General features: G+C 68.3%; 26 protein-coding genes and 1 tRNA gene. 20 read left to right on the plus strand and 7 right to left on the minus strand.

The features are described from left to right. Nucleotides 1-6: 6 nt before the first annotated feature. The 11 genes from AC3ENO_RS01820 to AC3ENO_RS01870 are packed head-to-tail and all read left to right on the plus strand — an operon-like array spanning nt 7 to nt 9025. Nucleotides 7-546, plus strand: coding sequence for a hydrogenase maturation protease (locus AC3ENO_RS01820; protein WP_434968897.1), 540 nt, complete (start codon nt 7-9; stop codon nt 544-546). Continuing rightward, nucleotides 539-850 (plus strand): hypothetical protein, encoded by a 312-nt coding sequence (locus AC3ENO_RS01825; RefSeq protein ID WP_434968898.1) that lies wholly within the window; start codon nt 539-541, stop codon nt 848-850. The genes AC3ENO_RS01820 and AC3ENO_RS01825 overlap by 8 nt, the downstream gene beginning before the upstream one ends. Further along, nucleotides 850-2034 (plus strand): tetratricopeptide repeat protein, encoded by a 1185-nt coding sequence (locus AC3ENO_RS01830; RefSeq protein WP_434968899.1) that lies wholly within the window; start codon nt 850-852, stop codon nt 2032-2034. The genes AC3ENO_RS01825 and AC3ENO_RS01830 overlap by 1 nt, the downstream gene beginning before the upstream one ends. 34 nt (nt 2035-2068) lie before the next feature. Next, nucleotides 2069-2509, plus strand: a complete 441-nt coding sequence (locus tag AC3ENO_RS01835; RefSeq protein ID WP_434968900.1) for a hypothetical protein — start codon at nt 2069-2071, stop codon at nt 2507-2509. 25 nt (nt 2510-2534) lie between these two features. Continuing rightward, nucleotides 2535-4835, plus strand: a complete 2301-nt coding sequence (hypF, locus tag AC3ENO_RS01840; protein ID WP_434968901.1) for a carbamoyltransferase HypF — start codon at nt 2535-2537, stop codon at nt 4833-4835. 4 nt (nt 4836-4839) lie between these two features. Beyond that, nucleotides 4840-5112 (plus strand): HypC/HybG/HupF family hydrogenase formation chaperone, encoded by a 273-nt coding sequence (locus AC3ENO_RS01845; RefSeq protein WP_434968902.1) that lies wholly within the window; start codon nt 4840-4842, stop codon nt 5110-5112. Then, nucleotides 5109-5750, plus strand: a complete 642-nt coding sequence (locus AC3ENO_RS01850) for a hypothetical protein (protein WP_434968903.1) — start codon at nt 5109-5111, stop codon at nt 5748-5750. Before AC3ENO_RS01845 ends, AC3ENO_RS01850 begins: the two co-directional genes overlap by 4 nt. Further along, complete coding sequence (gene hypE / locus AC3ENO_RS01855) at nt 5747-6871, plus strand: hydrogenase expression/formation protein HypE (protein WP_434968904.1); 1125 nt, start codon at nt 5747-5749, stop codon at nt 6869-6871. The genes AC3ENO_RS01850 and hypE overlap by 4 nt, the downstream gene beginning before the upstream one ends. Nucleotides 6872-6885: 14 nt before the next feature. Further along, a complete protein-coding gene (locus tag AC3ENO_RS01860) occupies nt 6886-7158 on the plus strand; it encodes a HypC/HybG/HupF family hydrogenase formation chaperone (RefSeq protein ID WP_434968905.1) in 273 nt (90 codons plus the stop codon). Beyond that, nucleotides 7158-8288: a hydrogenase formation protein HypD gene (gene hypD, locus AC3ENO_RS01865; protein WP_434968906.1), complete on the plus strand. Its 1131-nt coding sequence runs from the start codon at nt 7158-7160 to the stop codon at nt 8286-8288. Before AC3ENO_RS01860 ends, hypD begins: the two co-directional genes overlap by 1 nt. Then, complete coding sequence (locus AC3ENO_RS01870) at nt 8285-9025, plus strand: DUF6390 family protein (protein WP_434968907.1); 741 nt, start codon at nt 8285-8287, stop codon at nt 9023-9025. Before hypD ends, AC3ENO_RS01870 begins: the two co-directional genes overlap by 4 nt. On the opposite strand, the gene AC3ENO_RS01875 is transcribed toward AC3ENO_RS01870, so the two are convergent. From AC3ENO_RS01875 to AC3ENO_RS01890, 4 genes are read right to left on the minus strand one after another with little or no spacing between them, the layout of a single operon-like run. Then, on the minus strand, nt 9000-9797 hold the full coding sequence (locus AC3ENO_RS01875) for an energy-coupling factor ABC transporter ATP-binding protein (protein WP_434968908.1): 798 nt from the start codon (nt 9795-9797) through the stop codon (nt 9000-9002). The genes AC3ENO_RS01870 and AC3ENO_RS01875 overlap by 26 nt on opposite strands. After that, complete coding sequence (gene cbiQ, locus AC3ENO_RS01880) at nt 9794-10444, minus strand: cobalt ECF transporter T component CbiQ (RefSeq protein WP_434968909.1); 651 nt, start codon at nt 10442-10444, stop codon at nt 9794-9796. Before cbiQ ends, AC3ENO_RS01875 begins: the two co-directional genes overlap by 4 nt. Nucleotides 10445-10460: 16 nt before the next feature. Continuing rightward, nucleotides 10461-10781 (minus strand): PDGLE domain-containing protein, encoded by a 321-nt coding sequence (locus AC3ENO_RS01885; protein WP_434968910.1) that lies wholly within the window; start codon nt 10779-10781, stop codon nt 10461-10463. Beyond that, nucleotides 10778-11467 (minus strand): energy-coupling factor ABC transporter permease, encoded by a 690-nt coding sequence (locus AC3ENO_RS01890; protein ID WP_434968911.1) that lies wholly within the window; start codon nt 11465-11467, stop codon nt 10778-10780. Before AC3ENO_RS01890 ends, AC3ENO_RS01885 begins: the two co-directional genes overlap by 4 nt. A gap of 115 nt (nt 11468-11582) precedes the next feature. Here AC3ENO_RS01890 and AC3ENO_RS01895 point away from each other — a divergent pair, with 115 nt between their 5' ends. Next, a complete protein-coding gene (locus AC3ENO_RS01895; protein WP_434968912.1) occupies nt 11583-12062 on the plus strand; it encodes a Fur family transcriptional regulator in 480 nt (159 codons plus the stop codon). Nucleotides 12063-12133: 71 nt separating this feature from the next. Here the strand turns inward: AC3ENO_RS01895 and AC3ENO_RS01900 are convergent, their stop codons facing one another. After that, nucleotides 12134-13729, minus strand: coding sequence for an isocitrate lyase (locus tag AC3ENO_RS01900; protein WP_434968913.1), 1596 nt, complete (start codon nt 13727-13729; stop codon nt 12134-12136). A 112-nt stretch (nt 13730-13841) separates the two neighbouring features. Continuing rightward, entirely contained in the window at nt 13842-15482 is a 1641-nt protein-coding gene (gene aceB / locus AC3ENO_RS01905) for a malate synthase A (protein WP_434969145.1), read from the minus strand. A gap of 173 nt (nt 15483-15655) precedes the next feature. Here aceB and AC3ENO_RS01910 point away from each other — a divergent pair, with 173 nt between their 5' ends. Next, nucleotides 15656-17143 (plus strand): helix-turn-helix domain-containing protein, encoded by a 1488-nt coding sequence (locus AC3ENO_RS01910; protein WP_434968914.1) that lies wholly within the window; start codon nt 15656-15658, stop codon nt 17141-17143. Nucleotides 17144-17181: 38 nt separating this feature from the next. On the opposite strand, the gene AC3ENO_RS01915 is transcribed toward AC3ENO_RS01910, so the two are convergent. Next, a complete protein-coding gene (locus AC3ENO_RS01915) occupies nt 17182-18552 on the minus strand; it encodes an NAD(P)/FAD-dependent oxidoreductase (RefSeq protein WP_434968915.1) in 1371 nt (456 codons plus the stop codon). 111 nt (nt 18553-18663) lie between these two features. Here AC3ENO_RS01915 and gabT point away from each other — a divergent pair, with 111 nt between their 5' ends. The 7 genes from gabT to secE all read left to right on the plus strand — a co-directional run bounded on the left by gabT (nt 18664) and on the right by secE (nt 23823). Continuing rightward, nucleotides 18664-20019 carry a 4-aminobutyrate--2-oxoglutarate transaminase gene (gene gabT / locus AC3ENO_RS01920; RefSeq protein WP_434968916.1) on the plus strand — a complete coding sequence of 452 codons (1356 nt, stop codon included), beginning with the start codon at nt 18664-18666 and terminating at the stop codon, nt 20017-20019. A 42-nt stretch (nt 20020-20061) separates the two neighbouring features. Then, complete coding sequence (locus AC3ENO_RS01925; RefSeq protein WP_434968917.1) at nt 20062-21426, plus strand: NAD-dependent succinate-semialdehyde dehydrogenase; 1365 nt, start codon at nt 20062-20064, stop codon at nt 21424-21426. 75 nt (nt 21427-21501) lie between these two features. Then, nucleotides 21502-21942 (plus strand): pyridoxamine 5'-phosphate oxidase family protein, encoded by a 441-nt coding sequence (locus AC3ENO_RS01930; RefSeq protein ID WP_434968918.1) that lies wholly within the window; start codon nt 21502-21504, stop codon nt 21940-21942. A gap of 57 nt (nt 21943-21999) precedes the next feature. Further along, on the plus strand, nt 22000-22821 hold the full coding sequence (locus AC3ENO_RS01935; protein ID WP_434968920.1) for a hypothetical protein: 822 nt from the start codon (nt 22000-22002) through the stop codon (nt 22819-22821). Continuing rightward, the gene (locus AC3ENO_RS01940; RefSeq protein WP_434968921.1) at nt 22818-23291 is read left to right on the plus strand and encodes a hypothetical protein; all 474 of its coding nucleotides are present in this window, start codon (nt 22818-22820) and stop codon (nt 23289-23291) included. Before AC3ENO_RS01935 ends, AC3ENO_RS01940 begins: the two co-directional genes overlap by 4 nt. A 150-nt stretch (nt 23292-23441) precedes the next feature. Continuing rightward, nucleotides 23442-23514, plus strand: a tRNA-Trp gene (locus AC3ENO_RS01945). A 45-nt stretch (nt 23515-23559) separates the two neighbouring features. Beyond that, a complete protein-coding gene (gene secE, locus AC3ENO_RS01950) occupies nt 23560-23823 on the plus strand; it encodes a preprotein translocase subunit SecE (RefSeq protein ID WP_434968922.1) in 264 nt (87 codons plus the stop codon). Nucleotides 23824-23875: the final 52 nt, after the last annotated feature.

The following is a 23875-nucleotide window of genomic DNA, read 5'->3' on the forward strand; positions in this document are numbered from 1 at the left end:
GCGCAGGTGCTCGAGCCTGTTCATCCGTGGCGTCTGATCGACGACGGACAAGAGCATCCGCGCGTCGATCTGCTCATCATCGGATGCGGCAATATTCTCCGTGGGGACGACGCTGCGGGGCCTGTCCTGATCCGGCGGCTGTGGGAATCCGGTCCGGTTCCGGACCGGATTCGGATCGCGGACGGGGGGACGAGCGGTATGGGCGTGGCTTTCGAGATGCGCCATGCGGACAGGGTGTTGATCATCGATGCGTCCCGCACGGGAGCAGAGCCGGGAACGCTGTTCGCGGTTCCCGGAGACATCGTCGCCGAACTACCCCCGGCCGGCGCGATGGGAAGCCACGATTTCCGGTGGGACCACGCGATTGCCTTCGGCCGGTGGCTCCTGGGTCCTCTCATGCCTGATGACATCGACGTCCTCCTCATCGAGGGAGGCTCCTTCGCCTTCGGTGACCCGCTCAGCCCGGTCGTCGACACGGCCATCGAGCGGGCGCTCGAGATCGTACGTCAGCGCATCGCGTCCCTTGCGGAGTCCGGTGATGACTGACGAGGTGGAGCAGGTCACTGTGGAGTTCACGCCCGAGGGACACCTCCGGCTCCCCGCGCAGTTCGCCCGCGCCCATTTCCCCGACGACCGGATTGCGGCCCTGCGTGCCCCGACGGGCGAGATCGTCGTGATGCCGGTCGGCGTCGCCGCTTCCGGCGGCCTCATGCTCAAGCAGCGAAACGTCGCGGGTGACCGAAGCGTCCTGCTGCGAGAGGCGCTCGCCGACGACTACCCGGTGGGATTCGTCTCCGCGGAGTGGTCGCGAAAGCGTCGCCGGCTGACCATCATCGAGGAGCGTGCCTGATGACCCAGATCGCCCGTCCCCAGCCCCTCGGCGCCTTTCCGCTGCCGGCCGGGCTCTTGCTCGTCGTCGGCGAGGGCACGGATGCCGTTCGGGAGTCGCTGGTGTCGGGCCGCCTCCCCGCGGCGTGGCCGGACGTGCTCGAGGGCATCCGACTTGCCTACGAAGGACGGGTCGAGGACGCCGCTGTTGTCTTCGCGGCATCCGATCGCCCAGTGGATCGGTACAACCTGTTCGTCGTGGATCCCGACAGTGTGACGCGCGCGGAGGTCACCGCGGCGCTCGGTGAGCAGTGGCGCCCCCTGGTCGACCACGTCGCCTTCACCCTGGGGCACACCAGCATCCCCCCCGAGGTCGGATCGGCTACGGGCGAGGTAGCCGCCCTCGTCCTCACGTCGCAAGCAGCCCACGCGCTGGCCGATGGCGACGAGGACGAGGCGGTGGAGTGCCTGCGGGCCGCCGCCCAGCAGGCGCGCGGCATCGCGTCCGCGTTCGCGGGTGTGATCCTCAGTGAGCTCGCCGGCCGCGCGCATGATCTCGCTGATGCCGATGAGGCCGTTGCGCTCTTGAAGGGCACGGATCTCCGGTCGGCGTATGCGGAAGCGCTCTATCACCGCGCTGGACTGATCCACGGGCTGGCAATAGAAGGTCGGCGGTCGGTCGCGGAAGCGATCCAGGGATACACCGACGCGCTCCGCCTCCTGGATGAGTCCGACAACCGGCCCTTGTTCGCTCGTCTCCACTTGAATCTCGGCACGGCGTACTTGGCGGCGCCGGTCATGTCCGATGCCGACATGCTGCGCGTCGGGATCGCGATCCAGTCGCTGCGCACCGCCGCGCGGCTGCTCGATGAGAAGGATGATGCCGAGGAGTGGGCGAGCGCGCGGCTGAACCTGGCGAATGCCCTCGTCTACGCCCCGTCGGCCCGACAGCGCGACAACCTGATGGAGGCGGTGGACCTCTACGAGGTGGTGCTGCGCACCCGCTCGCCGAAAAAGGATGCACTCGGGCGCGCCCGCGTGCTCTCCAACCAGGGGAATGCGCTGGCTCATCTCGGGCTCCTGGAGGATGCGCGCGGACGATTCGACGAGGCGGAGTTCCTGTTCGCCTCGAAGGGCGACGAGAACTCGGCGGCGATCGTGCGCGATCTGCGCGATCAGTTGGTGGCGGCGGGCAGCTCGGCGTGATGCCGGCCCGCCAGGACGAATGGGGAGGAATCCGATGACGATGCTCGACACTGACACCTTGGAGAGCACGGCTGCCCGACTGGATGCGGCGGTCGCGGACATCAGCCGGCTCGACCCCGCAAGCCGGGCCGTCGCCGAGGAGTTCGCGCTCGCCCTGGATGCCGTGTCGAAGGACGGGCTGACAGCGATCGTGCGGAGGCTGCGCGAGGACCCGCGGGGCAAGGAACTGCTCTTCGAACTCGTCGACGATCCGGCGGTGCGGATGCTGCTCGGCATGCATGGCATCATCCGGATGCCCGACCCGTCCGCCACGGCCGAGGCGACCGCTCCCGCCGCGGCGCCGAACTCGACGCGCGCCGTCGCATTCGTGAGCCTCGAGTCCCTGTTCCGCGGTCCCGGAGCAGTATCGGCGGGCGCCTGTGGAACCGGGGCGGGCTCGTGCGGCCCCGAGGGCTGTGGCTGCGGCGGGCACTGACACGCCACGCTTCGGCGTCGCTGTCGTGCCCACCACGCGCGTGGCGGTGACCGTGCACGGTGTGGTGCAGGGTGTCGGTTTTCGGCCGCATGTCGCCCGTGCCGCCGCGGCGTGCCGCATCACGGGCTGGTGCGGCAACGACGACGAAAGCGTGTTCATCGAGGCGCAGGGAGACCCTGTGGCAATCGATGAGTTCCTCCGGGCGGTGCGTGAGGAAGCGCCCGCGCTCGCGCACATCGACGACATGAGCACTCTCCCGCGGGACGTGATCCCGGGAGAGAGCGGCTTTCGGATCGTCGCGAGCCGACGCACGGAGGGGGCTCGTACGCTGATCCCGCCGGATGTCGGATGCTGCGACGACTGTCGCCGCGAACTGCGCGACCCGACCGATCGGCGGTACGGGTACCCCTTCATCACCTGCACGAACTGCGGCCCGCGCCTGAGCATCATCCAGGATCTTCCGTACGACCGGCCATTGACGACGATGTCGGTCTTCCCCATGTGCGCCGCGTGCCAGGCCGAGTACGAGGACCCGCTCGATCGGCGCTACCACGCGCAGCCGATCAGCTGCTTCGACTGCGGTCCGACTCTGACGCTCACCGATTCGACCGGATCGCCGCTGCGCTCCGCAGCGGCGGCGCTGTCAGCCACTCGATCCGCGCTCCGAGAAGGGCGCATCATCGCGGTCAAGGGCCTCGGTGGATACACCCTGCTGTGCGACGCTCGCAACGACGTTGCCGTGCGACGCCTGCGAGATCGCAAGCGTCGGCCCGACAAGCCGTTTGCGGTGATGGCGGGGTCCATCGAGGAGGCCTCGCGCATCGCCAGGCTCGACCCGACGGCGGCACGCGACATGGCGGGCCCTGCGCGCCCCATCGTCATCGCCGACACAGCGGAGGGCTTCGACCTCGCGCCCACCGTCGCCCCGAGGCTGTCGCGGATCGGCATCATGCTGCCCTCGGCCGCGGTCCACGAGCTCCTGCTGGACCCGACCGACGTCGTCGTCGCCACCAGCGGGAACGTCTCGGGCGACCCGCTGTGCTATCGGGACGATGACGCCGTCGCGGTGTTGGGGGGCATTGCCGATCTGTTCCTCACGAACGACCGCGGCATCCATGTTCCCGTTGAGGATTCGGTCCTCGTCGCAAATGACGGCGCGCCGGACCCGATTCCGATCCGGCGCAGCCGCGGATACGCCCCGCTGCCGATTCGGCTGCCCCCCGCCGAGAGTGCCGGTGTTGTCCTGGCCGTCGGCGGAGAACTCAAGAACACGTTCGCGATCGTGCGCGACGGGCGCGCCTTCCTCTCCGCGCACATCGGCGACATGGGGTCGCTCGCCTGCCAGGAGGCGTTCGAGCGCGGCGTCGTCCAGTTCGAGGGTCTGCACCGGAGTGCGCCGGCATTGCTCGTCGCCGATCTGCATCCTGACTACGCGACCACGCGGTGGGCCGAACGCGAAGCCGAGCGCACGGGTACCCCCCTGGTCCAGGTCCAGCATCACCACGCGCACGCGCTGAGCCTGCTCGCCGAACACGGCGCCGTCGGTACACGTGTCGCGGTCGCCACCGTCGACGGCACCGGCTGGGGCGATGATGGGACGATCTGGGGCGGTGAGGTGCTGGTGCTGGGGGCGGACCCCCTCGACTACCACCGCGCCGCGCATGTGCCGAGCTTTCGTCTCGTCGGTGGCGACGCCGCCGCCCGTGCGCCATGGCGCGCTGCGGCGGGTCTCCTGCGGGACTGGGACATCGATGGGTCCGCCATCCCTGCGACGCTCGATGCGCCGCCGGCAGAGCTGGCCCTCGTCCTTTCACAGCTGGACGCGCCGGACGCCCCCGGGGTCGTCGCGACGACAAGCCTGGGCCGGGTCTTCGATGCGGTCGCGGCGATTCTCGGCATCCGTCTACGCATGACGTACGAGGCGCAGGCAGCGATGGAGCTCGAGGCGGCAGCGGACGCGTGCGTTCACGGCGGCCACGGTGATGTGCCCGGCGACCTGCCGGCGCTTGTCGCCGACATCGTCGACCGGATGCGGGCAGGAGAGGCAGTGCCGTGCCTCGCGCGCAGGTTCCACGACGGCGCCGCCACGTGGATCGCGTCCGCGCTCAGTGATCTCGTCCGATCGGGGCGCGCTGACGCGGCCGGCCTGTCGGGTGGGGTCGCGCAGAACCGCATCGTGCTGCGTGGGGTGCGGTCTAGACTTTCCCGCGACGGCGTCCCGACGATGTTTCACCGTCGGGTACCCGCCGGAGACGGCGGCTTGAGCCTCGGCCAAGCCCTCGCTGGACACCTGATGATCGCCGGTCGGTCCGGCGGAGGGGAGTGAGCCGATGTGCCTTGCGATTCCAGGCCGGATCCTCGAGCGGTGGGAGGAGCCCGACGGCGCGATCGTCGCCGAGGTCGACTTCGCCGGTGAGACCCGGGACGTCAAGCTCAATTTCCTGCCCGATCTCCAGGTCGGCGACTACGTCATCGTGCACGCCGGGTTCGCCCTCACTCGGGTCCCGGCCGACCAGGTGGATCAGGTCATGAGTGCGATGCAGGATGCCGGGATCGTCGACGATGACGGCGCGATCGCTGCCGAAGCGAGGGTCGGACTGTGACCGCCGCACCGGCGAGCGACCTGCGCATCGCGGCCGTTCATGTCGCCCGGGCATGGGCTTTAGGCCGGTCCGTCCACGTCGTCTCCGACGCTCCCGTGGATGTGCCGACCATCTCCGTCGTGTCGGGCGAGGATCCGTGCGCGGAGCTTCGGTCCGCGGCCCGCACCGGGGACGCCGCGATCGTCGTGGGAGCCTTCCCCGACCGCGACCGATTGCTTGCGCGCCTCCCGGCGTGGGGGGTCGCCGGGATCTGGGTGGGCTCGTCACAGCGCCCTCCCGAGGGAGTGGCCACCGTGTGCGTCGAGGGAGGTCCCGAGATCGTGTCCCGCATCCTCGTGCTGGCGGAAGACCTACGACACGATGCCGCGGCATTGGAGCCGGCCGTCGTGGAGTGCACCGACGAGGTCTGTGTGACCTGCAGCGACGAGGGGCGCCTCGGCGAGGTCGTCGCGGCCCCACCCGTGCTGTTCGCTCCCGCGCGGGTGCGCACTGCGGACGGTGTCGAGCAGATCGACGTCACCATCGTCGGTCGGGTCTCGCCCGGCGATCTGGTGCTCATTCACGCGGGAATGGCGATCGCGACGGTTCCGCTCCCCGACGCTGTGGTCGTGCCGACGCGTTCGGCGGTGATGTCATGACCGCTGAACCCACGGCATCCGACACCGCCCGTCGGGGGAAGAACCGACTCAACGAGTCCGAGGACGAAGTTCTCGCGCGGATCGAGGCGTTCCGCCGCCGCCGCCCCCGCCTGATCGACGAGGTGGTCACCCTGGCTCACGGCGCAGGCGGGAAGGCATCCGCGGCCCTCGTGGACGCCGTGTTCTTCGAAGCGTTCGGGTCGCCCACTCCCGGCGATCCCGGAGACGCCGCGGTGCTCGCTCGACCGGCGGGTCGAGTCGCGCTGACCACCGATTCGTACGTGGTGAACCCGATCCGGTTCCCCGGCGGCAGCATCGGAGATCTCGCGGTCAACGGCACCGTCAATGACCTCGCTGTGAGCGGCGCGGTGCCCACGGCCATCACCGCAGCCTTCGTCATCGAAGAGGGGCTTCCCGTGCAGACCCTCCGCGAGATCGCGGCCGACATGCGGGCGGCCGCCGAGACCGCAGGAGTCCAGATCGTCGCGGGCGACACCAAGGTGGTGCCGCGGGGCGCCGCGGACAAGCTCTTCATCACGACGGCCGGGATCGGCACGGTCCCCGACGAGCGGCGGCTCGGCGCATCCCTGGTCGAACCCGGAGACCGCATCCTCGTTTCCGGTCCGATCGGCGCACACGGGATGGCGGTCATGCTCGCTCGCGGAAACCTCGCGATCGACGCAGAGATCCACTCCGACTCCCGCGCGGTCAACGGACTCGTCGAGGCGCTCCTGGACGCCGCGCCGCACACGCGCTGGATGCGGGACGCTACGCGCGGTGGCCTCGGGACCGTGCTCAACGAGCTCGTGCAGGCGTCCGGCCACGGGGTCATCATCGATGACGAGGCGGTTCCGGTCGCGCCCGTCGTTCGTGGCGCGTGCGACATGCTCGGCATCGATCCGCTCTACGTCGCGAACGAGGGGATGTTCGCTGCCGTCGTTCCGGCGGCACGCACGGATGCCGCGCTTGCCGCGCTCCGGTCGCTCCCCGGCGGCGAGATCGCTGCCGTCATCGGTGAGGTGGTCGCCAGCCCCTCCGACATCGTGGCCGTGCGCAACGCCTTCGGCGGCACTCGCATCGTCGACATGCTCGTCGGCGACCCCCTTCCCCGGATCTGCTGAGAGAGAGGTCAGCCATGTGTCTCGGAATACCCGGTGAGATCGTCGAGGTCGTCGATGCCGACGAGCACCTCGCGTCCGTGGAGGTCAGCGGTGTCCGCCGGGTGATCTCCACCCGCCTGCTCGCTGATGAGCCGCTCGAGGTGGGGGACTGGGTGCTCGTCCACGTGGGCTTCGCCATGAGCAGGATCGACGAACGGGAAGCGGATGTCACCCTCGACCAGATTCGAAAGCTCGGGCGCACCTACGACGAAGAGCTCGAAGCGTTCATGGAAACGGAGATCGTCTGATGCGATTCGTCGATGAGTTCCGCGATCCCGCTGCCGCCCGTTCTCTGCTGAAGGTCATCGATGCCCAGACGGAGCGACTCGGGCGCACGCTCTCGTTCATGGAAGTCTGCGGCGGCCACACCCACACGATCTACCGGCACGGCCTCGAGCACCTGCTTCCCGAGGCTGTCCAGCTCGTGCATGGCCCCGGGTGCCCCGTGTGCGTCATCCCGATGGGTCGCGTCGATGATGCGGTGTGGCTCGCACACCGCCCTGGTGTGATCTTCACGACCTTCGGCGACATGATGCGGGTGCCCGGGACCGAAGGCAGCCTCCTGCAGGCGCAGGCGGCCGGAGCGGACGTCCGCTTCGTGTATTCACCGCTGGATGCGCTGAAGATCGCGATCGACAACCCCGAGAAGAAGGTCGTGTTCTTCGCCGTCGGGTTCGAGACCACCGCACCTTCCACGGCGGTCACGATCGCCCGCGCGGCAGCCCTGGACGTGCGGAACTTCTCGATCTTCTGCAACCACGTGCTCATCGAACCCCCGCTGCGGGCGATCCTGGATGCCGATGACCTCGACCTGGACGGCTTCATCGGTCCCGGACACGTCTCGACGGTGGTCGGGACGACCGTGTACGACTTCATCCCCGCCGAATACGGTCTGCCGATCGTTGTGACCGGGTTCGAGCCGCTGGACATCCTCCAGTCCGTCGAGATGCTGCTCAGACAGTTCGAGGAGGGGCGCTGCGAGGTTGAGAACCAGTATTCCCGGGTCGTGCGGCGGGAGGGGAATCCGGCGGCACTCGCGCTGATGCAGCAGGTGTTCGCGGTGCGGGACACGTTCGAGTGGCGTGGCCTCGGGTACATCCCTCGGTCCGGGTACGGCATCCATCCCGACTATGAACGCTTCGACGCCGAGAAGACGTTCTCCCTGCCCGGCGTGCGGGTCGAAGACCCGCCCGCGTGCGAGTGCGGCAGCGTGCTGCGCGGTGTGATCAAGCCGTGGGAGTGCAAGGTGTTCGGTACCGCATGCACGCCCGAGACGCCGATCGGCACGTGCATGGTGTCGCCGGAGGGGGCATGTGCCGCGTACTACAACTTCGGTCGCCTGCATCGGGAGGCCGCGCAGGCCGTGGCGCGCGCGTGAGCGAGGGCGCCCGACCACCCGGGGAGCGCGTGTTCGCCCGGTACGCCTACCATCCGAACGAGAAAGGCTACTGCGGGCCCGACGGTGCACCGCTGCTCGCGCAGGTCGCCCGTGGTGAGGGCGCCGAGGTCGACGTCCGTGCCGCGGCGGCCCGTTTCTCAGGAGCTTGGCCGTATCTGGTCGTCATCGGCCGGCTGCTCGGATGCGACCCGCTCGACGAGAGGGCGGTGCGGGCATACTGGACCGGGTCTGCCGAGGGTGACGCGATCGATCCGTCAGCCTTCTGGCGGGATCTGCTGGCGATCATCGGCCCCCAAGCCGGCTCCTACTGGGCGTATCTCGACGAGTCACTCGCCGCTGAGGCGGCACCGCACCACGCCTTTCACGTGTTCGGCGTGTATCCCTGGACCCGGCTGCTGAGCACGGGGCGGTCCGAACCCGTGGAGGTACTCGAGTCGTGCGCGATCCTGCCGGCGCGGATCGTCGAGTCGTCCGAGGTGCAGTGGTCGGTCGTCGGGCCGCGACTTCGATACCGGGAGGGGACGCTCGTCCTCGAAGACGATGACGCGCCCAGAAGAGTGGGGGTGCCGTTCGGGGACAGTGCGCAGCCGGGTGAGCATGTCGCGATCCACTGGGGAGCCGTCGCCGAAGTGACGGATGCCGAGACCGCGACAGGGCTGCACGAACGGATCAGACGCCAACTCGCTCGCGTCAATCGCCGACTGACGGCCGGCTGAGAGGCGTTTCGGCTCCGGGCGCCGGGACGGGACGGGGCAGGCGCGGATCGAATCCCCAGGGCAACTCGAGTCCATGGGCCCGGAGCAGCCCGTCGTCAGCGAGGATGTCGGACGTCCTGCCGTCGGCGACGATCCGTCCGCCGTCGAGGATGACCGACCTGGGGCACAGTTCGAGTGCGTACGGCAGGTCGTGCGTGACGACGACGATCGTCGCGTCCACCTCGGCGAGCGTGCGTGTGAGGTCGCGGCGCGCGGCCGGGTCGAGGTTCGACGTCGGTTCGTCGAGGACGATCACGTCGACATCCATCGACAGGATGGTCGCGATCGCCGCGCGGCGCCGCTGACCCAGCGAGAGCCGGCCCGGCGCGGCATCGCGTTCGCGCTCCAATCCGACGCGCGTCAGGGCAGCATCCACGCGCGCGTCCAACTCGGCTCCGCGGATCCCGTGGTTGCGGGGCCCGAATGCGACGTCTTCGCCGACCGTGGGCAAGAACAGCTGATCGTCCGGGTCCTGGAAGACGACGCCGACGCGCCGTCGGGCGTCGGCCACGGTTGAGCGCGTGACCTCCGTGTCCCCGATGCGCACGGCCCCGCGCTGGGGAAGGTGGATGCCGTTCATATGCAGCATGAGGGTCGTCTTGCCCGCCCCGTTCGGACCGAGCACGGCGACGCGCTCGCCCGCCGCGATCTCGAGATCGACGCCGTGGAGCACCCGCGCTCCCGACGGGTAGGCGAACTCGAGGCGCTGCACCGACACGGATGCTGCGCTCATCCCGACCCTCCCCGGGAGAGCATCGCGAGGTGCACGCGCTCGCCGCGGGCGTGCGACCGGATGATCACTGCCCCCGCCGCGTGCGCGATGATCGCCCAGGAGCCGGGTCCGCGCGCCCGGAACCCGCGAGACTCGCGAGCGATCTTCATGCGCCGGGACTCGTCGACGATGAGGTCGAGGTAACGGATCATGAAGCCCATGATCGAGACGAGCACGTGAGGCAGTCGCAGTTCGGAGAGGGCCTGGATCATGCGCCGCGGCTCTGTGGTCGCGATGAGCACCGTGGCGGCGCCGACGGCGAGTGTTGCTTTCGCGAGCAGCCCCCACGCGCCCCAGATCCCCTCGACGGCCAGCTCGACCGGCCCCACCCGGATGCGGGGACCCAGCGCGATGAACGGCAGGAGCAGTGCGAACACGACGAAGGGCAGCTCTATCGTCATCCGTCGGGCGATCACGCGTGGCCGCACGCGTGCGATGACAAGCCCGGTGACCACGATGACCGCGTAGACGCCGAACGCCGCGAACCACTCGCGTGGCGTGGCGACGACGACGGCGGCAAAAGCGACGGTGATGATGAGCTTCGTCCGCGCAGGCAGGCGGTGCAGGACGGATCCGCCTTCACGATGGCCCCAGGCGATGGCGCTCACGTGCCCCTCTGTCGCCTCATGCGCGCCGCTTCGCGAGCTTTCCGAGCCCCCACGCGAGGGCGAAGCTGATCGCGCACCCGACGACACCGACGATCAGGACCGACAGCCAGTTCCCGTCAAGGCCGACGACGGAGTAGTCGGCAAGCGGCGAACCGGAGGTCGCGCTCGCGGCTGCGCTCTCGTCGAAGCCGAAGGCGCCTGCGACGAACTCGAGCCCGTCGGGGCTCGATGAGGCCCAGATGCTGACGGCGGTGGAGATCACGAGGGCGATCCCGAGCGCCCACAGGGTGAAGGCGCGCGTGGAGATCCGCGCCCGCGGTGTCGAGGACGCACTCATGTCGGGACCGCCTCCGTCATGGCCGCGGGAGCGGAACGCTGGAACTGTGCCCCGTAGACCAGATCCGGGCGTGAGGCGAGCACGGCGGCGACGATGAGCCCGGTGATGATCGCCTCGCCGATCCCGATGAGGGTGTGCCACCCGATCATCGCGGTCAGGACCGGACCGAGGGGCACGGCAACCTGGCCTCCGATCGCGAACAGGCCCACGAAGGCGATCGCCGATGCCGGCACCGACAGCAGACCGCCGATGGCCGCGCCGACCGCGAGAGACCATCTGCGCGCGGGTAGCACGCGGATCAGGCCGCGGAACACCCACCAGGAGACGGTGACGGTGACAAGCCCCATCAGAGTGATGTTCGTGCCGAGGGCTGTCAGCCCGCCGTCCGCGAACAGCAGGGCCTGCACGATGACGACTGCGCTGAGGGCGAGGATCGCGGTCCATGGGCCCAGGAGAACGGCCGCCAGCGCGCCGCCCAGGAGATGCCCGCTCGTGCCCGCACCCACGGGGAAGTTGATCATCTGGGTGGCGAAGATGACGGTCGCCACGATCCCGACCATCGGGGCCTTGCGGTCATCGAGCAGTTCCGCGCGGGAGTTCCTGAGGGCGAGCCCGATCGCGCCGGCGGCCACAACGCCCGTGGCGATCGAGACTGGCACGCTGAGGAATCCATCGGGGACGTGCATGGGCGACCTTCTTGATCGAGGATGCGCTCACACTATTGCGACTCAGTCGCACCATACAAGAGCGATGTTGTGCGCCGGGCCGACTTTTGGACGGGCCCTGTGTCACGATGGCGGAATGGGCGGGTCGGACCAGCACGAGCACCTTCATGCGGAGGCGCCCCGCAGCCTCGCCGACGCGGTCGTGGCACAGCTGACGGCGCGCGGCGAGCGCATCACGCCCGCGCGCCGCGCCGTGATCGGAGTCCTGGCGCGCGAGCACAAGCATCGCACCGCGGAGCAGGTCGCCGCCCAGCTCACTCACCTCGGCATCCATCGTGCAACGGTCTATCGCACGCTCGAGTTGTTCGACGCCCTCGGGATCGTCACGACGCGCCCGCTCGCGCAGGGCTCGACCGGCTACCACCTTGCGACGGCGGAGCATCACCGCGCACATCTGCACGGTGTGTGCCGATCGTGCGGGGTCATCGTCGCCCTGCCGGCGGACCTTCTCGCGTCCGCCGCCCGGCGGGCCCGCGCGACCGGCGGCTTCGCACTCGACGCGGTCCAGAGCTCTCTGGTCGGCACCTGCTCGGAGTGCCTATCGCGCACGTCCTGAGCACTCACCCGGGAACAGCGGCACACGGATGCCCCGGGTGTGCGCCCGGGGCATCCGTGTGGGATGGGTGTTCAGCTGAACTGGTTCATCGTGTTGTGCTGACCGCCCGCCTTGAGAGCGGCATCCCCGGCGAAGTACTCCTTGTGGTTGTCGCCGATGTCGCTGCCTGCCATGTTCTGGTGCTTGACGGTTGCGATGCCCTCACGGATCTCGCGACGCTGCACGCCCCGCACGTAGGCGAGCATCCCCTCGTCGCCGAAGTACCCCTTCGAGAGGTCATCGGTCGACAGGGCCGCCGTGTGATACGTCGGCAGGGTGATGAGGTGGTGGAAGATCCCCGCGCGGGCGGAGCCGTCGCGCTGGAAGGTGCGGATCTTCTCGTCGGCCAGCCGCGCGAGCTCCGTGTCGTCGTACTCGACGCTCATGAGGTCGGCGCGGTCGTACGCCGAGACGTCCTTGCCGTCTGCCGCGAGCGCGTCGTAGGCCTGCTGGCGGAAGTTGAGCGTCCAGTTGAACGACGGGCTGTTGTTGTAGACGAGCTTCGCGTTCGGGATCTCGGCCCGGATCGCGTCCACCATCCCGGCGATCTGCTCGACGTGCGGCTTCTCGGTCTCGATCCACAGCAGATCGGCGCCGTTGCGCAGCGATGTGACGCAGTCCAGCACGACGCGCGCCTCGCCGGTCCCGGGACGGAACTGATACAGGTTTGACGGCAGACGCTTCGGACGCAACAGTTTGCCGTCCCGCTTGATGACGACATCCCCGTTGCCGAGATCGGCGTCCGAGATCTCCTCGACATCCAGGAAGGAGTTGTACTGGTCGCCGAGGTCCCCGGGTGCGTGCGTGACGGCGAGCTTCTGCGTGAGCCCCGCCCCGAGCGAGTCGGTGCGCGCGACGATGATCCCGTTGTCGATCCCCAGTTCGAGGAACGCATAGCGCACGGCGGTGAGCTTCGCGATGAAGTCCTCGTGAGGGACCGTCACCTTGCCGTCCTGGTGGCCGCACTGCTTCTCGTCCGAGACCTGGTTCTCGATCTGGATGGCGCAGGCCCCTGCCTCGATCATCTTCTTGGCCAGGAGGTAGGTGGCCTCGGGGTTTCCGAAGCCCGCGTCGATGTCGGCGATGATCGGCACCACGTGGGTCTCGTAGGTGTCGATCTGAGACTGGATGAACTCCGCTGCCGTGTCGTCACCGGCGGCACGCGCCGCGTCGAGCTTCGTGAACAGCAGGTCGAGCTCGCGCGCGTCGGCCTGGCGGAGGAACGTGTACAGCTCCTCGATCAGCGCGGGCACGGCGGTCTTCTCGTGCATCGACTGGTCAGGCAGCGGCCCGAACTCCGAGCGCAGAGCCGCGACCATCCAGCCCGAAAGGTACAGGTAGCGCTTGTTGGTGCTCTTGAGGTGCTTCTTGATCGAGATGAGCTTCTGCTGCCCGATGAAGCCGTGCCAGACACCGAGCGACTGCGTGTACAGCGACGAGTCGGCGTCGTACTCGGCCATGTCGCGGCGCATGATGTCGGCGGTGTACTGGGCGATCTCGAGGCCGGTGCGGAACCGGTTCTGTGCCCGCATCCGCGCCACGGACTCGGGGTTGATGGCATCCCAGCTGGATCCGTGCTGCTCTTTGAGCCTCTGGATGGCGGCGATGTCGTCCTGGTAGGCGGTCATGTCATGTCCTTCGGTCGTCGGTGTTGTTCGAGGTAGGGGGTGCGTTTCGGCTCGCCGCACTCGCTCAACGACCGGGGGCGTTGAGCGAGCGAAGCGAGACGAACCGCTCCGATCAGTCGGTCTCGACCAGATAGCGCGAGTAGGCGGGCAGGGTGAGGAACGCGGGGAACTCGGTCCCGAGAGCGACCTCGCGGAACACCGCCGCGGCGTCGTCGAAGCGATCGCCTTCGGAGCGCGAGACCTCGTCGAGCACCTGCGCGATGAGGCCTTCGACGTACTCCCGGGTGATGGGGGTGCCGTCCTCGGTCGTACGGTCCTGGTGGATCCACTGCCAGATCTGAGAGCGGCTGATCTCGGCGGTGGCGGCATCCTCCATGAGGTTGTCGATCGCGACGGCCCCCAAGCCGCGCAGCCATGCCTCGATGTACCGGATGGCGACAGACACGTTCCCGTACACGCCGGACGCCGTGATCGGGCGGCCGATGTGTACGTCGATCAGGTCCGCGGCGCGCACGTTCACGTCGGGACGCTGCCGGTCGAGCTGATTGGGCCGGTCGCCGAGCACCGCATCGAACTCGGCTCGCGCGACGGGGATGAGGTCGGGGTGGGCCACCCAGGTGCCGTCGAACCCGTCACCGGCCTCGCGCTTCTTGTCGGCGGCGACCTTCTGGAAGGCGCGCTCGGTGACCTCGGGGTCGCGGCGGTTGGGGATGAAGGCGCTCATGCCGCCGATCGCGAAGGCTCCCCGCTTGTGGCACGTCTTCACGAGCAACTCCGTGTAGGCGCGCATGAACGGCACCGTCATCGTCACCTCGCTGCGATCGGGAAGCACGAAGCGCGCCCCGCGACCGCGGTAGTTCTTGATGATCGAGAAGATGTAGTCCCAGCGGCCCGCGTTCAGGCCCGCGATGTGGTCGCGCATCTCGAAGAGGATCTCCTCCATCTCGAACGCGGCAGGCAGGGTCTCGATCAAGACCGTGGCGCGGATCGTGCCGTGCGCGATGCCGAGGTAGCGCTCCGTGAAGGTGAAGACGTCATCCCAGAGCTTGGCTTCCTCCGAAGACTCGAGCTTGGCGATGTAGAAGTACGGCCCGACGCCGTTGTCGATGAGCTGCGCGGCGTTGTGGAAGACGTAGAGACCGAAGTCCACGAGCGAACCCGACGCGTCCATCGTGCGTCCCGCGCGGTCGGTGTAGCGCAGGTGCTTCTCGATGAGGTGCCAGCCGCGGGGGCGCATCACGATCGTCGGAGTCTGCTCGGCCGTCACCCGGTAGCTCTTGCCTTCGGGGCTGGTGTATTCGAGCTGCCCCCGGATCGCGTCGTAAAGGCTCAGCTGCCCCTCGATGACGTTCTTCCACGTCGGGCTGGTGGCATCCTCCTGATCGGCGAGCCACACCTTCGCGCCGGAGTTGAGCGCGTTGATCGTCATCTTCGGATCGGTCGGGCCGGTGATCTCAACCCGCCGGTCCTCCAGACCCGGCCCGGCACCCGCCACGCGCCACTCGTCGTCGTCACGGATGTGGGCGGTGTCATCGCGGAATTGCGGGTCGTGGCCGTTGCCGATCTCGAACCGGCGCCGCATCCGGTCGGCGAGTCGGTCGTGGCGGCGCGCGGCGAAGCGCGAGTGGAGCTCGGTGAGGAAACCGAGTGCGTCCGGGGTGAGGATCTCGTCATACCGCGGACGAAGGGGGCCGACAACCTCGATCGTGGGTTCGGTTGTCGTCATCGGTGCCGCCCCTGAACGGGTGGGCATCGGTGTGGTCGTGGAGGGAGTCATGGCGCATCCTTCCTGTCTGTGTCGTCCGGCGAGGAGGTTCGTCGGCTAGGGGCGTCGTGACACCACTCTGAGTGAACTTCGTGGCGTTGAGTGACCACTTGAGCTGTGAAGATTGCTCAAACTTCTGCATCCGTGACAGAATCGCCGGCATGACGAGCCTTGCCGCCCCGGAAGAGTCCCTCCCCCTGACCGCGACGGACGCCGACGACGCCGTCGACACGCTCACGATCGGCCGGCGTATCAGGCAGTTGCGCGCCGAGCGGGGGATGACGCTGGACGACCTTGCCGCGGAGGTGGACCGAGCTCCCAGCCAGCTATCGATGATCGAGAACGGACGGCGCGAGCCGAAGCTCTCGTTGCTGCGGTCGATCGCACGAGCACTCGGCACGACGCTCGACGCGCTGCTCGAGTCCGAGCCGCTCGATGAGCGGGCGACGATGGAGGTGGCGCTCGAGCGGGCGATGCGCGGCCCCACCTTCCAAGCGCTGGGTATCGCACCGTTCCGAATCGGTCGGTCCATCCCCGACGAGGTTCTCGCGGCGATGCTCGCGCTGCAGGGTGAGATCGATCGGTTGCGCGACGAGCGGGCCGCGACGCCCGAGGTTGCACGCCGCGCGAACCTGTCCCTCCGTCGGCTCATGACGAGCCAGAACAACTACTTCGCCGACCTCGAGGCTCATGCGCGGCGACTGCTGGACGCCGTGGGGCACAGTGGCGGACCGCTGACACAGCGCACGGCATCCGACATCGCTGCCCACCTCGGGTTCACGATCCACTACGTGTCGGATGTGCCGCTGACCACGCGCAGCGTCTTGGACCTCAAGCACGGACGGCTCTATCTGTCGAGCACGATCGCGAGCAAGCGCGACGCCCGCACCGCCGTGCTGCAGTCGCTGGCCAGCCGGATCCTCGGGCACGCTGAGCCGGCAAGCTACGCGGACTTCCTGCGGCAGCGGGTCGAGATCAATTACCTCACCGGCGCACTGCTCATGCCCGAGGATGACGTCGTCCCATTCCTCCGCGACGCGAAGGCGCGACGGGCGCTGTCGATCGAGGACCTGCGCGACGCGTACTCGGTCTCCTACGAGACGGCCGCCCACCGCTTCACGAATCTTGCGACGGTCCATCTGGATATGCCGGTGCATTTCCTGAAGGTCCACGAATCGGGAACGATCACGAAGGCGTATGAGAACGACGACGTCAACTTCCCCACCGACCGGTTCGGCTCGATCGAAGGCCAGATGTGCTGCCGGAAGTGGACCAGTCGCGTCGTGTTCGACATCCCGGACCGTTTCAATCCCTATTTCCAATACACCGACACCGGTAACGGCACCTACTGGTGCACCGCGCGCGTGGAGCCGTCGTCCGAGGGGCTGCACTCGATCAGCGTCGGCGTGCGGTTCGACGACACGAAGTGGTTCATCGGGCGTGAGACCACCAACCGTGGCGTATCCCGGCACTCCGTCGATGTCTGCTGCCGGCGGGCGCCCGCGGATCTCGAGAGTTCGTGGCGGGATCACTCGTGGCCCAACGTTCGCACCCCTCGGACGCTGCTCGCGACCCTCCCGACGGGCGCCTTTCCGGGTGTCGACACCACGGATGTCTACGAGTTTCTCGAGGCGCACGCGCCCCAGTGACTCTCGCCGCGCGCGTATGGCGGGACTCCCGCCCGCTGTCAGCGGCCCGCGATCAGATCCGCGATCCGGGCGAGCGCTGACGTTCGTGATCCGCCGCGGGACTCGAGTCTGTCGGCGCCGCGGTATGCCGTGTAGATCGCGTTCACAGCCGTCCATCGCAACGGCTCGACCTCCCACCGGCGAGCGCGATGGCCGACCCACGGCAGGCGTGTGAGGTCGGTGTCGCGGCGGAGTACGAGATCAGCGAGGGTGCGGCCCGCGAGGTTGGTCGCCGTCACGCCCGTCCCCACGTAGCCTCCCGCCCAGCCCATGCCGGTCGCGCTGTCGTAACCGACGGTTGCCGACCAGTCCCGCGGAACGCCGAGCACACCTGCCCAGGCGTGGGCAAGGGGCGTCTGTCGGGCGACGGGGAAGAAATCGTGGAGTAGTCGAGAAAGCGCGCGGATGGTGCGCTCCTGGGTCCGCCCGTCGGTGTCGACTCGCGATCCGTAGCGGTACGGGACTCCGCGCCCACCGAAAGCGATGCGGTCGTCCGCGGTTCGCTGCGCATACATGTAGACGTGCGCGAAGTCGCCGAGCGTTTCCCTTCCCGACCAGCCGATGTCATCCCACGCCGCGCTCGGGAGGGGCTCGGTGACGATCATCGACGAGTTCATCGGCAACCAGGTCCGGTGCTGGCCATGCAGGTTCGCGGTGAAGCCCTCCGTGGCGCGGATGACGGCATCCGCGCGCACAGTGCCCCGGTCCGTCTGGACACGTCCGGGCTCGAGGGATCGCGCCGTCGTGCCCTCGAAGATCACCACGCCCAGCCGCTCCACGACCTCCGCAAGCCCCGAGGCGAGCTTGGCGGGGTGGATGCGCGCACAGTGCGGATGCCAGAGACCGCCGAGAACCCCCGCGACGGCGACGCGGGCCCGCGTCGCCGCGGCATCCAGCTCCACGACGTCGGTGTGGGGCCAGGATGACTCCTCCGCGGCAGCCTTCCGTAGTCGCGCCAGCTGAGCCGGCGTCCGCGCGATCTCGAGCTCTCCGCCCTTGACGACATCGGCGTCGATTCCCTCGCGCCGGGTGACGTCGATCACCTCGTCCACGGTCTCATTCAGCGCCCTCTGCTGCGCGATCGCCGCGTCTGGTCCGTGACGTTCGACGTACTGCGAGCGTCCGCCCGTGACCGAGTTGGTCAGCCATCCACCGTTGCGCCCTGACGCTCCGAAGCCCGCGAATCTCTGCTCGACGATGCAGACGCGCAGGTCGGGCTGCAGCGTCTTCAGGTAGTACGCCGTCCACAGGCCGCTGTACCCGGCCCCGACGATGCACACGTCCATCGCGAGGTCGCCGGGGAGAGGTTCACGCGGGTTCGGCACGCCACCGGTGTCCCGCCACCACCAGGACACGTCTCCATTGATCACGAAGTGATTCTCGCACGACGGGTGCCGTCGTGTGGAACCAGAATCGCGACGGATTCCGACGTTCAAGGCGCACGGGTCGCGCGCGATCGATCGTCCAGCTATCCTCGCGACATGAGCCAACTCGAATCCCCGACAGTTCCGCTCGGCGGACCGACTCTCCCGCAGGAGCGACGCGTGGTGACGGCCATCCCCGGACCGCGTTCGCAGGAGTTGATGGCGCGCAAGGCTGCTGCCGTGTCGGCCGGTGTCGGGCACACCGCACCCCTGTCGATCGTGGCCGCGGGCGGCGGCATCCTGCTCGATGCGGACGGCAACTCGATCGTCGACCTCGGGTCCGGGATCGCCGTGACCTCGATCGGCAACTCTCATCCCGCCGTTGTCGCTGCGGTTCGCGAGCAGGTGGCTCAGTTCACGCACACCTGTTTCATGGTCGCGCCCTACGAGCCGTACGTCGCCGTGGCCGAGGCACTGAACCGGATCACTCCCGGCGACCACGAGAAGAAGACGGCGCTGTTCAACTCCGGCGCCGAAGCGGTCGAGAACGCGGTGAAGCTCGCGCGCAAGCACACCGGACGCCAGGCTGTCGTCGCTTTCGATCACGGCTACCACGGGCGCACCAACCTCACGATGGCGCTCACCGCCAAGCACATGCCCTACAAGGCCGGGTTCGGGCCGTTCGCTCCGGAGATCTACCGGGCGCCCATGTCGTACCCCTACCGAGACGGGCTCGATGGCACCACAGCAGCCAAGCGGGCGATCGGCGTCATCGAGAAGCACGTCGGGGTCGCGGACGTCGCGGCGATCATCATCGAGCCGATCCAGGGCGAGGGCGGATTCATCGTCCCCGCCGACGGCTTCCTTCCCGCCCTGCAGGAGTGGGCCAATGCCAACGGCGTCGTCCTCATCGCGGATGAGATCCAGACCGGGTTCGCCCGGACCGGGGCGATGTTCGCCAGCGAGCTCCTGGGCATCGTGCCTGACCTCATCACCACCGCGAAGGGCATCGCCGGCGGGTTGCCGCTTGCGGCGGTCACCGGCCGCGCCGAGATCATGGACGCCTCGCACACGGGAGGCCTCGGGGGCACCTACGGCGGAAACCCCGTCGCGTGCGCCGCGGCGCTCGCCGCGATCGAGGTCTACGAGACCGAGGACCTGTCGGCGCGGGCGCGCCACATCGGCGACATCATCGAGGGGCGCCTGCGGGGCCTGCAGGCATCCGACCCGCGCATCGGCGACGTCCGCGGGAGAGGCGCGATGATGGCCCTCGAGTTCGTCGATCCGGCGACGGGGGAGCCGGATGCCGGGCTGACCTCCCGTGTCGTGCGGGCTGCCCTCGACCAGGGTGTGCTGATGCTCACCTGTGGCACGTACGGGAACGTGATCCGTTTCCTGCCGCCCCTGGTCATCGGCGACGACGTGCTCGAGGATGCTCTGGACGTGCTGGAGCATGTTCTGGCATCGTCCTGATCGATCCACCGACCACCGCTCGCTGCCGAAAGAGGAGGACTCGTGAGTACCTACGCCGTCGTCAACCCCGCCACTGGGGAGACGCTTGCCACCTACCCGACCACAACGGATGCCGAGTTGGAGGCCGCGATCGCATCCGCCGACAACGCGTATCGCCACTGGGGGCGCTCCTCCACGCCCGCGCAACGGGCTGCTCTGGTCCGCAGAGCCGCGCAGCTGCATCGGGAGCGGCGCGACGAGTTGGCGGAGATCATCGTGCGCGAGATGGGCAAGCCGCTGTCGGCTGCCCTCGGCGAAGTCGACTTCGCCGCCGATATCACCGAGTACTACGCCGACAACGTCGACAAGATCACGGGCGACACCCCGATCGACATCCTCGGTGAGGGCACCGCGGTCATCCGCCGCTCGCCGCTGGGAGTGCTGCTGGGGATCATGCCCTGGAACTTCCCGTATTACCAGGTCGCCCGTTTCGCGGCCCCCAACCTGGTGATCGGCAACACGATCCTGCTCAAGCACGCCCCGCAATGCCCCGAGTCGGCGGCAGCGATCGCGTCGATCTACCGGGATGCCGGATTCCCGGAGGGTGCCTACGTCGATCTGCGCCTGACGAACGAGCAGGCGGCGACGGTGATCGCCGACCCGCGCGTGCAGGGCGTCTCGGTCACGGGGTCGGAGCGTGCGGGCGCCGCTGTCGCCGAGATCGCCGGTCGCAACCTGAAGAAGGTGGCGCTCGAGCTGGGCGGCTCCGACCCGTTCATCGTGCTCTCGACCGACGACCTCGACGCCACCGTGGAGATGGCTGTCGAGGCCCGCCTCGACAACAACGGCCAGTCCTGCAACGCCCCCAAGCGCTTCATCATCATCGACGAGCTCTACGACGCGTTCCTCGAGAAGTTCGTGGCTGCCATGGCGGCGGCGCCGCTTGGAGATCCGTTCGCCGACGATACGGTGATCGGCCCCCTCTCGTCACTGGCGGCGGCTGAGCGACTCGAGGAACAGGTCAACCGCGCCGTCGCGCAGGGCGCCACTGTCGAACTGGGCGGAGCACGGGATGGCGCGTTCTATCCCGCGACGGTGCTCACGGGGGTCACCGCGGACAACGACATCTACCGCGAAGAGCTGTTCGGCCCGGCCGGAGTCGTCTACCGGGTTGCGGACGAAGCCGAAGCCATTGCTGTCGCGAACGCCACCAGCTACGGGCTCGGATCGTATGTGTTCACGACCGATCCCGCGCAGGCCGAACGGGTCGCCGACGCGATCGACGCCGGAATGGTGTACGTGAACATCGTCCTGGCCGATAGCCCCGAGCTGCCCTTCGGTGGCGTGAAGCGGTCGGGGACCTCGCGCGAGATGGGTCTTCTGGCCGCCGACGAGTTCGTCAACAAGAAGCTCATCCGCGTCGCCTGACCATCGTCCATCACGGGGCGCGCCAGGGCCTAGGGTCCCTAGCGCGCCCCGTGATGCGCGCCCACAATGAGGGGCATGGAAGAGATGATGGACGATGTGGTCGCCGCTCTCAGCGACGCGGACTGCTGGCAGCTTCTCGCTGAGGAGGAGCTCGGCCGTCTGGTCACGCACGTGGGAGACGTGCTCGATATTTTCCCCGTGAACTACGTGGTGGATGGCGAAAGTGTCGTGTTCCGCACCGCGGAAGGCAGCAAACTGGTCGAGCTCACGGTCAACGACGAGGTGCTCTTCGAAGTCGACCACTACACCGACGCGTTCGCATGGAGCGTCGTCGTTCGTGGTCGCGCTCGGCGACTGTCGACCGAGGAGGAGGTCGAGGCTGCCGACGCGCTTGCCCTTCGGCCCTGGCTGCCGACGCTGAAGTACAACTATGTGCGCGTCACGGCCGACAGTATGTCCGGTCGGCGGTTTCGGCGCGGCCCGGAGCCGGATCGGTACGGAATCGCGGAGTACTGAGTCCGCGGCCGGTCGTCAAGCTGGTCCCGGATCCTGGCGATCGGCGATCATGGTGAGGTGAGTCCTGCACGCCTGTGGATCCCGGTCCTCTCCGGTGTGCTGACGGTTGTGCTGGGGGTCGCCGCGATCCTCGGTCTCGAATGGATGATGGCCGATCGCCGTGCCCCCGCGGTGACGACGGCGCAAGCGAACGTGGTCGTGTCGGCCTTCGAGGCCACGGCGGAGTTCGCCGCTGAGGTTCGACGGGCCCGGGGGGCGTTCCTCGAGGCGCGGTCAGGGTGGGAGGCGGACGCCGCCTGGATCGCGCGCTGGCTCGAGGAAGACGCCGCTCCCGAACCGCAGGTCCCGAACCCGGGTGGTCAGGCTCTCCCCGGTGACGACCCGTACGGTCGTGCCTTCCTCGATTCGATCGGCGCAACCGACGTACAGGTGATCTTCGACGCCGGCGCAGAGAACTGCGGCTACGCGGGTCAGGAGGACGGACCGGGGACGCTCGTCGTCGGGGGCTGTTATCAGACGGCGTACCCGGATTGGCTCTTCGTCGCGTGGGAGCCGGGCATCGAACGGCTCGCGTGGCCGCTTTTCGTCCACGAGGCCATGCACTGGTACCAGTACCGCACCTATTTCCCGTACCTTCGCGCGGCCGACCGCGCCGGGATCTCGGAGTCCGAGTATGACGCGGCGCTGGAAAGGGATGCCAGCTGTCGTGCCGTCTACCTCCACGGCATCGACCGCTCGGCCTACGCGGGGTCGTCGTCCCCCTGCGACCTCGACGACTGGTACGACGGTTGGTTCGTCGATCAGCTCATCGCGCTGGGAGTGCGCACGAGCGCGCCGACCTCGGAGGAGTTCGAGGTCAGCGCCGTGGTACGGCCGTGACGCGCGGCACGCGGATGCTTCGCACAGCGATCCTCGTGGTCGGACTCGTGTCGACATCCGTGGCGCTCACGTCCTGTGCGGGACCCGGCATCGATGAGCTGGAGGCGAATGCCCAGAGGGCGTTCGACGAGCTTGTCACTGCGGCCGAGGCCGTTGATGAGACGGTGCTGCGCACGCTCGAGGTATCGGGCCCCGAGGAGCAGGCGTGCGGAGCGGACGACCGCGGGCTTCAGCGCGCCTTCGTCGCCGTCGGCTCGGTCTCGGTGGGAGCGGATGACGCCGCGCAAGGAGCCCTCGTCGACGCGGTGACGTCGGTGATCGACGACGAGGAGTGGACGCCGATCGATCCCGAGGGGATCGCCGGTCGCGAGGGCGCATGGGTCGACGAGGTGGGCGTGGTCGCCACCGTCAGCTATGACGCGCCGGTGTTGGTCATCGCCACGTTCACACCCTGCGTCACCGCGTCGTGATCCCGGGGACGGTTCGTCCACTCCGAGGGCATGCCGTACACTGGATCTGCAGTAGAAGTCTGCATTCTTTCGCCGTGCCCGCGATCGGTCGAACCCCTTCTTTCAGGTCACAGCACGAGACTGCAGACACCCCGAGGCCTCTGGGCCTTTAGGGCGGTAGCTCAATTGGCAGAGCAGCGGTCTCCAAAACCGCAGGTTGCAGGTTCGATTCCTGTCCGCCCTGCGCGTCAGCGCGAGCTGGCACAGCAGAAGCAACCAGGTGGGATACATGGTCCAGGACGACGCCAAGGGCGAGATCGTTGCGAGCAGCAACACTGCCCGCGAGAAGAAGCCGAACGTCTTCGCGCGGATCGCCCTGTTCATCCGTCAGGTGTTTGCCGAGCTCCGTAAGGTCGTCACTCCGACGCGCCAGGAGCTCTTCAAGTACACGGCGGTCGTGCTCGGATTCGTCGTCATCATGATGGCGCTCGTGTACGGGATGGACTTCGTGTTCCTCTGGCTGACGACCCAGGTCTTCGGCGTTCCCGCCTGATCTGTGCGTCCTTACGGTGCGGTGCCGATGGCTGATTCGCGCCCGACGAAAT

This window comes from Microbacterium sp. bgisy207 (genome assembly GCF_057706855.1).